This window comes from Flavobacterium sp. HNIBRBA15423, from assembly GCF_052655965.1.
On sequence record NZ_CP199751.1, the window covers coordinates 3,603,762 to 3,619,689 of the forward strand.

At 30.5% G+C, this 15,928-nt stretch carries 11 protein-coding genes; 5 read left to right on the forward strand and 6 right to left on the reverse strand.

Going from position 1 to position 15,928, the window contains the following annotated elements; genetic code table 11:
• Positions 1–104 precede the first annotated feature (104 nt).
• The 3 genes from ACULEV_RS16100 to ACULEV_RS16110 form a co-directional block, all read right to left on the reverse strand.
• Positions 105–968 (reverse strand): toxin-antitoxin system YwqK family antitoxin, encoded by an 864-nt coding sequence (locus ACULEV_RS16100; RefSeq protein ID WP_445456067.1) that lies wholly within the window; start codon positions 966–968, stop codon positions 105–107.
• A gap of 175 nt (positions 969–1,143) precedes the next feature.
• A complete protein-coding gene (locus ACULEV_RS16105) occupies positions 1,144–1,893 on the reverse strand; it encodes a LytR/AlgR family response regulator transcription factor (RefSeq protein WP_445456068.1) in 750 nt (249 codons plus the stop codon).
• Positions 1,890–3,731 (reverse strand): tetratricopeptide repeat-containing sensor histidine kinase, encoded by a 1,842-nt coding sequence (locus tag ACULEV_RS16110; protein ID WP_445456069.1) that lies wholly within the window; start codon positions 3,729–3,731, stop codon positions 1,890–1,892. Before ACULEV_RS16110 ends, ACULEV_RS16105 begins: the two co-directional genes overlap by 4 nt.
• A 149-nt stretch (positions 3,732–3,880) precedes the next feature.
• Between ACULEV_RS16110 and ACULEV_RS16115 the strand changes: the two genes are divergently transcribed.
• The 5 genes from ACULEV_RS16115 to ACULEV_RS16135 all read left to right on the forward strand — a co-directional run bounded on the left by ACULEV_RS16115 (position 3,881) and on the right by ACULEV_RS16135 (position 10,151).
• A complete protein-coding gene (locus ACULEV_RS16115) occupies positions 3,881–4,432 on the forward strand; it encodes a rhodanese-like domain-containing protein (RefSeq protein WP_445456070.1) in 552 nt (183 codons plus the stop codon).
• Between the two features lie 21 nt (positions 4,433–4,453).
• The gene (locus tag ACULEV_RS16120) at positions 4,454–5,776 is read left to right on the forward strand and encodes a hypothetical protein (RefSeq protein ID WP_445456071.1); all 1,323 of its coding nucleotides are present in this window, start codon (positions 4,454–4,456) and stop codon (positions 5,774–5,776) included.
• 16 nt (positions 5,777–5,792) lie between these two features.
• Positions 5,793–6,968, forward strand: a complete 1,176-nt coding sequence (locus ACULEV_RS16125) for a hypothetical protein (RefSeq protein ID WP_445456072.1) — start codon at positions 5,793–5,795, stop codon at positions 6,966–6,968.
• 69 nt (positions 6,969–7,037) lie between these two features.
• Complete coding sequence (locus ACULEV_RS16130; RefSeq protein ID WP_445456073.1) at positions 7,038–8,657, forward strand: DUF4139 domain-containing protein; 1,620 nt, start codon at positions 7,038–7,040, stop codon at positions 8,655–8,657.
• A 105-nt stretch (positions 8,658–8,762) separates the two neighbouring features.
• Positions 8,763–10,151, forward strand: a complete 1,389-nt coding sequence (locus ACULEV_RS16135) for a PQQ-dependent sugar dehydrogenase (protein WP_445456074.1) — start codon at positions 8,763–8,765, stop codon at positions 10,149–10,151.
• A gap of 69 nt (positions 10,152–10,220) precedes the next feature.
• Here ACULEV_RS16135 and ACULEV_RS16140 read toward each other — a convergent pair whose 3' ends face one another.
• The 3 genes from ACULEV_RS16140 to ACULEV_RS16150 form a co-directional block, all read right to left on the reverse strand.
• Positions 10,221–13,496 (reverse strand): GEVED domain-containing protein, encoded by a 3,276-nt coding sequence (locus tag ACULEV_RS16140; protein WP_445456075.1) that lies wholly within the window; start codon positions 13,494–13,496, stop codon positions 10,221–10,223.
• A 278-nt stretch (positions 13,497–13,774) separates the two neighbouring features.
• Positions 13,775–14,815 carry an aldo/keto reductase gene (locus ACULEV_RS16145; protein WP_445456076.1) on the reverse strand — a complete coding sequence of 347 codons (1,041 nt, stop codon included), beginning with the start codon at positions 14,813–14,815 and terminating at the stop codon, positions 13,775–13,777.
• Positions 14,816–14,950: 135 nt separating this feature from the next.
• Complete coding sequence (locus ACULEV_RS16150; protein WP_445456077.1) at positions 14,951–15,916, reverse strand: OmpA family protein; 966 nt, start codon at positions 15,914–15,916, stop codon at positions 14,951–14,953.
• Positions 15,917–15,928: the final 12 nt, after the last annotated feature.

A 15,928-nucleotide genomic window follows, 5' to 3' on the forward strand; every position in this document is an offset into this window, starting at 1 on the left:
TTTTTTTACAAAATGGATTAAGTACTCGATACAACTGCCACAGTAATGGGCTGATTATTTATCGAACAATTACATTCTCCATCTATATGTCCATAAGCAATAAGTTATTTCACATAGATTGATTTTTCAAAATATTTTCTATGTGGAATTTTAATTATATCATATGATTTGTCATTAGATTTAGTTTTAATTTTTTTGTAATAGTCTTCAATAATAAAACCTCTTAAAGTTTTTTTACCTGGAGATTGATACTTTACACCAAACCAAGTGTCCTCTTTTTGAATACCAAAAGTATCTAATTTAACTTGAGATATATTACTAAAATCTGGCATTAAATCATACCCTATACATACATATATTACACTTTGATCACTGAATTCTGATGTATATATTATATCTCCAATTGATTTACCCAAAATTAATGTGTCATTCAAATTTAGCTCAAAAAAAGAGCTTTCTTTATTCAATAGTTTGCCAAGCTTGTATTTTTTATATTGATTAATATACTCACGATTTCGAAATTTTAAATGTTCCATATCATTTATGTCTAAAAATTCAATTTCTTCTTTAAGACTACCATCATGATTGTAAAATTTCCACCAACCAATTTTATTAAGATTCTTAAGTTTTCCTTCACAAGATAATTTTCCATTTTCATAAAAATACTTGTCTAATTTATAATCATTTTTTAATGGATAACTTACAGTTTGTATTTTTCCATTTTTATGAAAGTAGACAGAAGAATCTATTTCTACACCATTTTTATAAATTAAATTAGCTTGTAGTTCTCCAGAGTCAAAAAATATTTGAACTAATCCTTCTATTTTGTTATTTTTATTAAAAGATCTTATCGTATGTATTTTACCATTATCATAAAATGTTTTTACTACTTTTTTTTCCTTATTACAACTTATAAAAGTAACTATTAGGAGAAATAACATCCAATTATTTAATTTCCATTTATCCATCTTAATTTTCCTTCTAAACTTAATTTGTTTTTTGCATCTATAATACTATCAGCTTGTATATAATCCTAGTTCTAATTGATGAAGTATCATGTATCCCGAAGCATGGTAATCCGTACCAGCGACAAATTTAAAACAAAACAAAAGCACAAAATAATTATATTTTTCATATTAAAAACTATTTAAACCTACTCAAAAAATCCTCCTTATACGTACTAGAAATTTCAATTTCTGCTTCATCTTGTAAGGTAATAAAACCTCCTTTGTTATAAGATTTTACAAAATTAATATTAATGATATGCGATTTATGCACTCTCATAAATGGAAAAGGTAAAATCTCTGAAAAGTGTTTTAAAAACCGGCAAACCATTTTTTTAGAACCATCAACTAAAAATAAATCAGTAAAATTGCCATTTCCTTTTAATCGCACAATATCTTTCATCATTACCACTTCAAAACCTTCTAATGTTGGCAAAATTACTTGTTGTTTTTCAGGTTTGGGTTCTCTAAAGTTTTCTACAATTATCTTATTTCTATTCAATAAATCATGATTAGATAATTGTTGCTGCACTTTATTGACTGCAATAATCAACTCTTCTATGCTAATAGGCTTTAACAAATAATAAGCAGCGCTTTGATTCAAAGCTTTCAAGGAATATTCTGAAAAAGCAGTTACAAAAATGGTTTCAAACTGCAACTCTTTACAAGCATCTAGAACGTCAAAAGCATTACCAAAAGGCATTTCGACATCTAAAAAAACCAATTGAGGCTCAACTTCATGTAGTAATGGAACAGCTTCTTTAATATTGGCTGCTTCACCTATGACCTCAACTTGCGGACAATATTTTTTAAGATAATTCTTTAAAACTTCTCTAGCTGCTGTTTCATCTTCAACAATAACACTTCTTATTTTTTGTAATCCAGTCATATCCTATCTAATAATGGAACATTAATTTCAACTCTTGTCCCTGTTGCTGGTGCTTCTTTCTCTATTATAGCAAAAGTAATGTTCATTTTGTACAAATCGTTTAATAATTTAATGCGTTCCAGAGTATTTGTGGTTCCTCTCGATTGATGTACTTTTTGATTAATGGTTTTCAAAGCTTTACTTTGGGTTAACCCAATGCCATCATCATCAATAGTAATTTGTACTTTTTTCTGAAACAAATCAAATTTCAGGATTAAATTGCCTTTTTCTTCTTTATAACGCAAACCATGCCAAATAGCATTTTCAAGATGCGGTTGCAAAATCATATTCGGAATAAAAGTAGCTTCGCTATCAATACTCTCATCCACTATAATTTGGTACTCAAATTTATCTTGAAAACGAAGATGTTCTAAGTCTAAATATTTTTTAAGTTGCTCAATTTCATTACTCAAACTGATGAAATCTTTATTAGAATTTTCCATCATGTTTCGCATTAAATTGGAATATGAACTCAAATATTTATTGGCTTCTAATTCTTTGTTCTCCGAAATAAATTGGTTCACACTATTCAAACTATTAAAAATAAAATGCGGATTCATTTCTCTTCTTAAGGATTGTAATGCAATTTTTTTGTTTTTCGTTTTAATCGAATACAAGGCTTTTAAAATCAAACCAAAAAAGATAAAAAGCAAACATAAAGAGCCAATTAAAAAGTAATTGAACTTATTCTTCTTAGTAATTAATTCATCTTTCAAAGCTTTTTCCTTCTCTAATTGCAAGATTTTCTTTTCGGAAATTTGGAATACTTTATCATCAATTAACGAACTATCTGCTGCAACAATTCTGTCAAAATTGGTCAAAAAATCATCATATAACAAGATACTTTCTTTGTCATCCCCTTTGGATTTATAATACTCTAAAAGTAGTTTTAAACTATTTTTCACTTCTTTTGTATTCCCTTTCTGGCTAGCCAAAGTGTAGGATTCTTTTAAAGAGCGAACGGCTTCTTCAGGTCGATTGGATTGAAAATAAATATCGGCAATTTCTTGCAGTTGTTTCATTTCCGTTTCAAAATCATTATTTTTTTTAGCTTCTTCTAAAAGATTTAAATTAATAAACAAGGCTTTCTCTAATTGATTTTCTTCCTTATAAACTTCAGCTATTTTGTTTCTTATAGTAATCTCCTCTGGTTTACTCACCACATAATCTAAAGCTGCTTCATAACTTTCAATTGCCTCTTCAGATGCTGCATTAGAAATGTCTAATTCTGCTTTTTGCACATAAGCTTTGGCTACTTCTTCCTTAATATCTTCTTTCTTAAATTCTCTTACAGCCTTATCCTTAGATTTTTCTTCCAGTAGTTTAATATTCGAATTTATATAATCTGATTGTGCTTTTGGGTTACTTTGATTTCGCAATCTATTAGCATCATTATAATTGAGTTGTTGGGAGATTTCATCATCTGCAATAGCTCCTGCATTTTCATAACTCTGAATTGCTGGCACCATTTTGTTTTGCTTTTCTTGAACTTGTGCAATAGAGCGAGTCACTCTAGTTTTTTCTTCTGATTTTTTTAATTTCGCATAAATCATTTCTGATTTTTTATAGTATTCTTCTGCTTTGGCTAAATCTCCCTTTTTTTGGTAAACCAAAGCCAATTCTTCATAATTCTTTGCCGTTTTATAATCATCATTTGCATCAATGGATTTTTCTAACTTCTTTACCGAACTAGATAAGGAAATTTTTGACTTTTTATTCTTAATAGTGTCCTGTGCCTTTACTTGCCAAGATATTCCGCACAGTAAAATTAGTATATATATGATTTTTCTATTTCGCATTTCGCATCTTAATTAAACAATGTAAAGATAAATCTTTTAAAATTCATTTTTAAAAGTGTTTACCAAGTCAAAGTTGGGTTTCACCAAGTCTCCAAAAAACGTTTTGATTATCAACCTAAATTTGAATCAAATAACAAAAAATAAACATTATGAAAACTAATTTAATAACACTGCTAATCATGGCTTTACCTTTTACATCCTTTAACACACAACAAGATTTATCTGACAATTTCACTCCTTCAATAGTAGATTTTGATGCTTTTGAAACACTAACCAAAGAAGTGAAGAGCTACAGAAAGGACAGGTTAATTAATTGGTCAACCTTTGAAAAATTTTCTAAAGAAACAAACACCATTATTTTAGATACACGCTCCAAAGAAATGTTTGAAAAAAAACATATAAAAGGAGCCATACACTTAAACTTCTCTGATTTTACTCAAGAAAATTTAGCACAAATCATTCCTTCATTTAATACTAGAATACTAATCTATTGTAATAATAACATCGACAAGGAACCTATTCTTTTTGCATCTAAAATTTCATTATCTAAAAAAGATATCCAGCCCAAATCAATTTCTCTAGCATTAAACATTCCTACATTCATTAATTTATATGGATATGGTTACAAAAATGTCTATGAATTATCAGAATTAATCTCAGCCTTTGATACTAGAATCACTTTTGAAGGCACAGAAATATAAATAATAAAAAAAATAGAAATTATGAAAACTCAAAAAAGAACAATTTTGATTACTGGGATAGTAACAATATTAGCTTCATTAGCTTGGACAACAAATGATGTAATAGAGAAATCGTTAGAACAACAAACAGCACAATCAGATTTAGCAATTAATTCAGTGGGAGAAAAACCATGTGTATTTATGTCTGTTATGGGAGAACAATCGGTTGAAGGATATGCTGCTTATAAATTAGAAAATACTTATAGTGAAAAAATTGCAGCAGGAGAAAATTGGATAATTACAGCACAAAACAAAGATGGTGGTTGGGGAGCAGGTTCACATAACAACCAACGAGAAATGAATCCACATGCAGTAAGTTCTGATCCAGCTACAACAGCAATGGCTGCTATGTCATTATATCGTTGTGGTTATTCCATTCATACCAAAAAATATGGTGAGAATTTAAAAAATGCACTTGAATTTTTACTAAAAGAAATTGAAAACAATAGAGACCAAACTTTTATTACTCAAATAAGAGGTACACAAATTCAAAGAAAATTGGGTGAAAACATAGATGCCGTTTTAGCACTACAGTTTTTAAATCAAGTTATAGAGACTGTGAAAGAAGAACAATTAAAACTTAGAGTAGAACGCGCTATACAAAATTGTGTAGACAAAATTGAAAAATCATCTGGTGCTGATGGCAAAGTAGAAGGTGCTGGTTGGGCTGGAGTACTTCAATCTTCCTTTGCTAGTTCAGGTTTAGAACAAGCTTCTAAAAATAAAAACATAAAAGTAAATAAAGAGAAATTAGAAACATCAAGAAACTATCAAAAAAGCAATTACAATGCAGAAACAGAAGCAGTAAAATCAGATGACGGAGCTGGAGTTGTTTTGTATGCTGTGAGTAGTTCTGTAAGAGGTAGTGCAGAAGAGGCTAAAGAAGCTCAAGAAATTTTAGAAGAAGGAAAAAAAACAGGAAAGATTGAAAAGGATGCCAAATTAACTAAAGAAAATCTTGAAAAATTAGGAGTAACTAAAGAAAAAGCAGCCTCTTATGATGTAGCAGACAAGGTTTATAAATCGGCAAAGGTAAAAGCTATGAGAGAAGATGTAATGAGTGGTTTTGGTAATAACGGAGGAGAAGAATTTCTAAGTTTCTTACAAACAGGAGAATCTATGATTGTAAAAAAAGATGATGATTGGAAAAAATGGTATGATAATGTAGCAGGAAAATTAATTAAAATTCAAAACCAAGATGGAAGTTGGAACGGTCATCACTGTATCACTAGTCCTGTATTTTGTACCGCAACGAGTTTATTAATCTTAAGCATAGAAAACGATATTCAATCTTTACAAAAATAATTTAAAAATAGATATTATGAAAACTAAAATATTTTACATCAGCACTTTATTAGCAACTACATTAACTTTTGGAAGTTGTAAAAACCCTAAAACAGAAACACTAGCTCACAATGCAACGCTTGTTGAAACTACAATTGAAAAACCTACTTCAGAAAACAAAATCCAAGTTGCTATTCTTTTAGATACTTCAAATAGTATGGACGGTTTAATCGAACAAGCAAAATCACGTTTGTGGAACATTGTAAACACTTTAACCACTTTAAAATATCAAGGAAAATCACCAGAAATTGAAATTGGTTTATATGAATATGGAAATGATGGCTTATCAGCTGAAGGCAATTACATTAGACAAGTAGCTCCTTTAACAACTGATTTAGATTTAATTTCTGAAAAATTGTTTGCCTTACGTACTAATGGTGGTGAAGAATATTGTGGAGCAGTAATTCAAGATGCCGTAACCAAATTGAGTTGGAAAGACGGAAACAAAAACATGAAGCTAGTTTATATTGCAGGTAACGAACCTTTCAATCAAGGGAATATTAATTACAAAGAAGCCATTAAAAATGCTTTGAAAAATGATATTTATGTCAATACTATCTTTTGTGGAGATAAGCAAGAAGGAATTAGAACCTTTTGGCAAGATGGAGCTATAACAGGAAATGGAAAATATTTTAATATCGATTCTAACCAACGTGTACAATACATAAACACACCTTATGATGACCAAATCACACAGTACAATCAAAAAATTAATGAAACTTATGTAAGTTATGGAAGAAAAGGGACTGAGAAAAAAATGAATCAAGCCACTCAAGATGCAAATGCTGAAAGTGTTTCAAAAGCTAATTATGTAGAGCGTTCTGTAAGTAAATCAAAACAAGTCTATAAAAATGACAGTTGGGATTTAGTAGATAAAGTAAGCGAAGATGAAAAAGCTTTAGATAATCTTAAAAAAGAAGAATTACCTGCTGAATTAAAAGATAAAAGCAAAGCAGAAATTAAAACTTACATAGCCCAAAAATCGGCTCAAAGAGAAAAAATTCAGAAAGAAATTAGTGTTTTAGCCAAAAAACGTCAAGAATACATTGACACTGAAATGAAAAAACAAAAAACACAAGACGATTTAGGAAACGCCATTGCGAGTTCTATAATTGAATTAGGTAAAAATAAAGGATATAGTGTCGAAAAATAATTGGTATTTTTATACTTTGTTTTCCAATCTTTTTCTAAAACACATACTCTATAAATAAAATTGCATATCATGAAGAAATTAATTGTAACATTTTCCTTATTGTTTTCAGGATTACTTTACTGCCAGAAACCCATTTTTACAACTGCAAAAGTGAATGCAGCAACGGTTTATGTCAATAGTGCTGAATTATCACAATCTACATCGGTAAATCTACCTAAAGGAACTAGTGAAATTGTCATAAAAAATGTAGCTGATTATTTAAATGAAAATACAGTTCAAGTCAATGCACCAAAGAACATTACCGTTTTATCGGTTCAGTTTACCAAAAATTATATTTCAGAATATGAAATTGATGAAAGTAATCCAAGTATTAAAAAAGTAAGAGATAGTATCGATTTGGTTACTAAAGAAATTAGCAAAGTAGCTAATCAACGTACTTCTTATTCCAAAACAATTGAATTACTAGATAAAAACCAACAAATTTCGGGAGGAAATGCAAGTTTGAGTGTTGCTGAATTAATGAAATTAGTAGACTATTATAATGCAAAACGTACCGAATTAAGTAATCTAGTGAATACTTTTTACGAAAAAGAAAGCAAGCTGAAAGAACAATTAGCTAAGTTAAATTCAAAATTAGAAATTAATACTCAAAAAGAAGAAAAAACCTCGAAAGGAAAGTTAATTATTCAAGTAATGAATGAATTAGCTGGAAATGTAGATTTAGATATTAATTATTTAACACAAGGAGCATCTTGGCAACCTTTTTACGATTTAAGAGCAGAAAATATTAGCAGTCCAATCGATATGTTATACAAAGGACAAGTTACACAAAACACAGGAATCGATTGGAAAAAAGTAAAGCTTACCTTGTCTAGTGGTAATCCAAACCAAAGTAATGTAGCTCCTATTTTACAAGCTTGGTTTTTACGCTTTGGTTACCCAAATTATGGTTATTTGAGTAAGAGAGAGAATTCGGCACTAAATAGTATCCAAGGACAAGTTGCAGGAATTCAAGTTCAAGCAGATGAAATGGAATTAAAAGAATCTACTATTTCAGATTATACAACCATTTCAGAAAATCAATTGAATATTTCTTTTGATATTGATATTCCTTATGATATTTTATCCAATGGAAAAGCGCATAGTGTGGCTTTAAAAGAGATTAAATTACCAGCTTCATACAAATATTATGCTGTGCCAAAAATAGAAAAAGAAGCGTTTTTACTAGCCGAAATAAACGATTATTCGAAATTTAACTTATTACCAGGAGAAGCTAATATTATATTTGAAGGAACTTATGTAGGTAAGACATTCATTAATCCAAATGCAACTTCCGATACTTTAAATTTAAGTATGGGTCGTGATAAAAAGATTTCTATTAAGCGTGAAAAAGTAGTAGATAAATCGGGAACCAAGTTTTTATCCTCTTACAAAGAACAAGTCTTTACCTATGATCTTATTGTAAGAAACAATAAAAAAGAAAGTATCAATATGTTATTAAAAGATCAATATCCTATAAGCACAGATAAAGAAATTACTATTGAACTTTTAGAAAAAGATAAAGCTTCCGCCAATGAAGAAACCGGTGTACTAACTTGGAAAATTGATTTAAAACCTAATGAAACCAAGAAGTTCAGAATTAGTTACAAAGTGAAATATCCTAAAGACAAAATAATTGATAATCTTTAATTTCAATAAAACCCTATCATCACAGATAGGGTTTTTACTTTTGATTATTAGTGTTTTACATGCTTTTTTCTTACTTTTATAGCAAACAAACAAAAAACAAAAACTATGAAAAAATTAATTTTACTACTCTTGTGTAGTGTCTTTTCTGTAGCTCAAACCATAAGTTTACAGTCTTTTGCCACAGGTTTTTCAAGTCCGTTAGAAATTACAAATGCTGGAGATTCTCGGCTATTTGTTGTAGAAAAAGGAGGCTTAATTAAAATCTTAAATGATAATGGAACAGTAAACACGACTCCTTTTCTAGATGTTTCCTTATTGGTAAGTACTACTAGTGAAAGAGGTTTACTTGGATTAGCCTTTCATCCTGATTATGCAACTAACGGTTATTTCTTTATTAATTATTCCAATACTTCTGGAGATACTGTAATAGCAAGATATAGTGTGTATGCTGCCAATCCAAATGTAGCTAATCCTTCTTCTGCTACCATTTTAATGACTATTGACCAACCCTATGACAATCATAATGGTGGTTCTCTAAAGTTTGGATCAGATGGTTATTTGTACATTGGAATGGGTGATGGCGGAAGCGGTGGTGATCCACAAGGATATGCGCAAAATACTACTATAGACGGGTCAAATCCATCTCGTATTTATTTAGGAAAAATGCTACGTATCGATGTAAATGAAACAACAGCTCCATTTTATTCAATACCTGCTACAAATCCCTTTGTAGGACAAGCAGGAAAAGAAGAAATTTGGGCCATTGGGTTACGTAATCCATGGAAATTTTCTTTTGATAGTGCTACAGGTGATTTATGGATTGCCGATGTAGGTCAGGGAAATTTAGAAGAAATTAATAAAACTACCTTTCCTTTAACAGCAGGATTAAATTATGGATGGCGTTGCTATGAAGGGAATACAGCATTTAATACAGCTGGTTGTCCAGTCTCTTCTTCTTTAACTTTTCCACTTCTTGACATAAATCATTCTACTGGTGCTTGTTCTATAACTGGTGGTTATGTTTATAATGGAACAACATATCCAAATTTGCAAGGAAAATATTTATTTACTGATTATTGTGATTCTAGAATAGGCATAGTAACTTCTACGGGTAATTTAAGTTATTCTTCTAGTTTTCCAGGCAATAATTTTGTTTCTTTTGGGGAAGATGTAAATAGAGAATTATATGTTGCAGCGATTAATAATGGAACTATTTATAAAATAACAGATTCATCATTAAGCACTGAAGATTTTGAAAAAAATGGTTTTTCCGTGTATCCAAATCCAGCCAAAGAAAGTTTCACACTTTCTAATAGTAATAATATAATAGCAAAAACTATTACAATCTATGATATTGCAGGAAAAAATGTGCTTACTAAAACAGTAAATGAATCTAATATTATAAGTACTTCAACACTTGAGAAAGGTATTTACACTGTTTCAATACTAGACATTAATGAAGTACAATACAATACAAAATTGATAGTACAATAACTTTCTTATAATAGTAAAAAAAGGTCGCTCCAATTACTTGAAGCGACCTTTTTTAATCAACATTATGCTTTATTTTTTAATAAATTCTTCAAAAATAATCGCTTCTTCTTTAATTATTTTTAAGAAAAAGACACCTTGATTTAGTGAACTAACATCAAGGCCAGCACTTTCTAATATACCTGATTTTACAATTCTCCCTTGGTAATTTATTATTTCGTAAGAGAACACATTGGATTTAAAACCTACAATATCTAGATTTAAATAATCTTCGACAGGATTAGGGTATAATTTTAAAACTATAGAACTGCTCTCAATTTTAACTTGATTGTTATTTAAAGCGTTTACATCAGGAGCTACTGGTAAACCAGCTACAATATTTACTGTGTAATCTTCCACTTGTCCATAAGAAAAAGATTCACAGGCTGTAGGTATTCCGTTATATTTCAAAGAAACACGCATTCTTGTTGATCCTAAAAGAGCCGTACTTGAAATAGTAAATGATCCTGAAGCAGGAGTTGCTGTTGAAGTAGCTTTAGACCAAACTAATTCTCCACTATCTGTAAAATCTCCATCCATATTGTAATCAATCCAAACGGCATATCCTTCTGAATATGTTGATTCTGGCCAAACAGGTGTAATTGTTATAGTATAAGCACTTCCACGAGTAACATTTGTAGCAATTGAAGTGAAATTTTCATAACCAGCAGTTCCAGTTGACGCATTATTAATAGTTCCAAAAACGACTCTACCAATGTATTCTTCTGTAGCATTTTGACCATTTGAAGCACAATAAGTTACTGAATTATTTAGTGTTGTAATAGAAGCCGTATTACTAGCTCCAGAAACATTTCCAGCAGCATCTTTAGCTCTTACAGAAAAGGAGTAGGTCGTAGCTGCTGTCAAACCTGTAACATTATAAGAAGTAGTTGCCGAAGAACCTATTTTAGTAGCACCACTAAAAATGTCATAAACAGTTACTCCTACATTGTCTGATGAAGCTGTCCAATTTAAATTTGTACTAGTTTGAGTAGTTCCAGAAGCGGATAAAGCTGTTGGAGTTGTTGGAACTATTGTATCTGAAGTTGCTCCTAAAGAAGTCCTCCAAATTCCTCTTCCATAAGTTGCTGCTGTAAGATTATTATCTACATAATTGATTTCTAGATCGGTTACAGATACATTTGGTAAATTTGAATCAAAAGGCAACCAAGAAGACATTGTATCATCTTTATGATAAATTCCTAAAGTAGTTCCTAAATAAAGTGTATTGTTAAGGTCTTGTCCCTGATGCACAATTACGTTTTTACCTATAGAAGGAAGTCCTGCACTATTACTTGTAAAAGAAATCCCTCCATTGCTTGATTGATATACTTGACCCGATGTTCCTTGAGTAACAGCATAAACAATAGCGCTATTAGAGGAATGCACACAAATATTCTTAACTGTTGTAGGAAAAGTGTACACCAAAGAAAAATTTACTCCTGCATCAGTACTTTTATATAATTTGGCTGCATCAGAAACATACATTATATTATCATTAGAAGGATCAATAATTACGTTTTCTATGGCAGTGGGAAAAGCAGTATTTCCAGCAATCCACGAACTCCCATTTAAACGATATACTTTTTTATAACCTGCAAAAACTTGCCCAGTTGAATTAATAGTCAATGGTGTAACCCAATTACCTGTTTCCCCACTTGGCATATTTACACTTGTATTTAAACTATTTCCACCATTAACAGAAATATATAAACCTCCTCCATTTTGTATGAAACCATAAAATTTATTACTATTGTTAGGATCAACAGCCGTATCCATTCCATCAGCTCCATAATAGTTTTTCCACTGATTCCCACTGTAGCCATATCCTCCATTATCTTGTAACCCTCCAACCATGTTAGCAGAAGTTTGTTTAGCTACTGCTATTTTGTAAAATTGACCTATTTGCAATCCTGCAGTTTTGCTTGTGAATGAAACCCCATCATCTGAAGATTCATATATACCTCCATCACTTCCGCAATATAATTTATTGCCATAATATCTTAAAAAATGAATATCTGCATGTGTATATGTTGAGGCTGTGGGACTACTCCAATTATTTACTTTTGTAAATGAAGTTCCTCCATTAGTACTTTTCCATATATTTAGCACACCTGTAAAAACTAAATCGGCATTGGTAGGTGATACCGTTAATGCTAAATCATACCAAGCTTGTGATCCTTCAAAAATATTTGTTGTAGATGTTGTTTTAGTGAAAGAATTTCCACTATTTGTGGATCGATACAACCCTTGAAACGAATATGAATTTGAAGATGTATTAGCACTTAACAAGTAAACATAGTTAGCATTTGCAGGAGTAACATCAATTATTAATCTTCCTGAAGTTGCTGGTAATCCTGTGGAAATTTGTGTGAAAGAATCTCCTGAATTTGTGGATTTATAAAATGTTGATGAAGTAACAGCGTAAATTGTATTAGGATCTCCTGGTTTCAATTTGATATCTTTAATATTTCCCGCTAAAACATTAGTCCAAGAACTTCCAGCATTAATCGTTTTGTAAACGCCTACACTAGTAGCTACCCAAAGAATATTTGAATTTGTAGGATGCATATAAATATCCCCGGCTCTTGTAGAAGTATTAGTAAATGATAATCCAGTTGTATTCCAAGTAGCTCCACCATTTGTAGATTTTAAAACTCCAATGGAATAAGTATCGCCTGCATCTTTATCTCCTGTTGCAATATAAATTATATTCGAATTGGATTTATCGGTTACAATCCCTGAAACTCCTATTTGAGGTAAGTCATCAGAGAGCGGATTCCATGTTGTGCCTCCATTAGTGGTTTTCCAAATTCCTCCTGCTGGTGTTCCTACATATATGACATTAGCATTATTTGGATCTACATACACCACATTTACCCTTCCTTGACCAGCTGACCATGATCCATTTATAGTATGAGTGAATGGACCTACAGGTTGCCAATTACTAGCCTTTAAGGCTGTTTCAGTTTGTTTTTTATGTATTTGGCTTTTTTTCATTTGCCAAGCAGCTTCAATTTCTTGTGGGGTAATTATAGTTCCGTCTGGGTGTTCATTATTTCTCCAATGGTATTCCCATCTCATAAAGGGTTTATACCCAGAAGCTTTTTTATTTTTGTCATGTGTTAACCAATATTGGTTAAAAGAAGCAACCATTTCATTAATAGTCAGTTTTCCTTTTTTTGCTGAGACATCCAAGTTTTTTATCCATGGAGCATCTTCGTTGAATTGTGCTTGTAGCTGTTGAAAAATGCCTAATAGCATTCCTAGTGTCATTACATAGTTAAGTAATGTGGTAGTTTTTCTCATAAATGTTGTTTTGTTTGTTTGTTATTTGTTTGATATAATACTTTAGTAAATAAATTAATTAACTAAAATTTTATAATCCTAAGATAACTTAAAAACCAATTCAAAATCATATTAGTTCATGTTTTTTACCACTAAAAATCATATTTAACAATACTAATAGATTTTCTATACATGTCATAACACATTAACTTACAACACCCTATAAAATATTTAAAGAAATTAAAAAAAAAGACTCTTCCAAAATACTTGAAAGAGTCACTACATTATAGTATATTAATTTATGGAGCAGGATTAGGTATCATTTCTTGAATATTTTCAATCTTCTCTAATATTTCCTTAGACAAAACAGTAGTAAAGGCAGCAATATTTTCTTTTAATTGTTCTATTGTTGTAGCACCTATGATTGTTGAAGTAACACAATCTTGTTGGTTTACAAAAGCCAAAGCCATTTGAGACAAAGTCATATTATTTGCTACTGCTAAGTCTTTGTATAATTGAGTTACTCTATAACAATTTTCATTGGTATACCTTTTAAAATTAGGAAACATAGCCATACGATATTCAGGTTTCATACCGTCTAAATACTTTCCTGAAAGAAATCCAAAGCCTAGAGGTGAATAAGCTAACAATCCTACTTTTTCACGCATACACATTTCACTTAACCCTACTTCATACAATCTATTCAATAAAGAATAAGGATTTTGAATAGAAACAATTCTTGGTAAATTGTATTTTTCACTTTCTACCAAATAACGCATCACTCCATAAGGGTTTTCATTAGAAACGCCTATGTGTTTTATTTTTCCTTCTCTTATTAACCCATCAAAAACATGTAATATTTCTAAGATAGAGTATTGCCAATTGGTATCTAATTCTTGTAAACCTCTTTTTTGAAACATATTCATTATACGTTCTGGCCAATGCATTTGATACAGGTCGATATAATCGGTTTGCAGATTTTTTAAACTCAACTCAACTGCTTCGGTGATACTCTTTTTGGAAAAATCCAATGGTTTTCTAATGTATTCCATTCCTCTGTTTGGACCAGCAATTTTAGTAGCAACAACTAGTTTTTCTCTTTCTGTTTTTCCAATTTTAGTAAGCCATGTTCCTATGTATCTTTCCGTACTTCCAAAAATATGTTCGTTCCCTCCAATAGGATACATTTCGGCAGTATCAATAAAATTAATTCCTTTTTCAATAGCATAATCTAATTGTGAATGAGCTTCGGTTTCAGTATTTTGATTACCAAAAGTCATCGTTCCCAAACATATTTTACTAATTTTTATATCCGTTGTAGGTAAAGTAGTGTATTTCATTTTACTCTTATGTTGTTTTCAAAATCTTTAAGTTGTAAAGTTAAGGAGTTTATGCAAAAGAAAAAACCTGCTTTGTAGAACTACTAGCAGGTTTTCTAATTTATATTTAATTGAATTAATTGAACTTTTGCTGAATTACAATTCGTTCATCAATTTAGAAATTTCATCTAACTTAGGAGTTAAAATAATTTCAATACGTCGATTTTTTGCTTTTCCTTCTGCAGTTTCATTAGATTTTAATGGAGCATATTCTCCTCTACCGGCTGCTGTTAAATTCTTTTTATCAATAGCTTTATTTTCTGATAAAATATTCACAATAGCTGTAGCTCTCTTTGTAGATAAATCCCAGTTATTTTCCACTCCACCACCTATAGTTCCTGTAATCTTATCATTGTCTGTATGTCCTTCAATTAAAACTGAAATCTCTGGATTTTGTCCTAATACATCTCCTAATGCTTTTACTGCTTTTTTACCTTCTAATCCTACTGTCCAACTTCCAGATTCAAATAATAATTTATTTTCCATAGAAACATAAACTTTACCATTACGATGCTCTATAGTTAATCCTTTTCCTTCAAAGGCATTCAAGGCTTTTGATAATGTTTCTTTTAACTTTTTCATCGCTGCATCTTTATCAGCCATCATTTTTTCTAGTTCAGCTAAACGAGTTGATGAAGCTTCTAAATCTGCTTTTAATTTATTTAATCTATCTTGTTCTGCATTAAGTGTTTTTTGTTTTGCTTCTAATTCGGCTAACAATTCACGATTTTTCTTCATATTGCTATCTAAAGCATCACTACTATTTTTTTCTAAAGCGGCATACGAGGCTTTTAAATTGTCTAAATTTTTCTTTGTTGCTTCATAATCCGCAGCTAATTTATCACGCTCTGATTTTACTTTACTTAATTCAGTTTCTAAATTATTCTTATCTAATTCCAACTGATTTTTTGAAGCTTCTAAACCTTCCTTTTCATCAGCTAATGCGTTTCTTTCTTTCTTTAAATCAGCATATTTGCTTTCTAAATCTTGATAGATTTTCTTTGACACACATGAAGTAGTTATTCCTAAAACTACTATGGCAAGGGCAATTTTTTTAATCATAATGATTTCTTG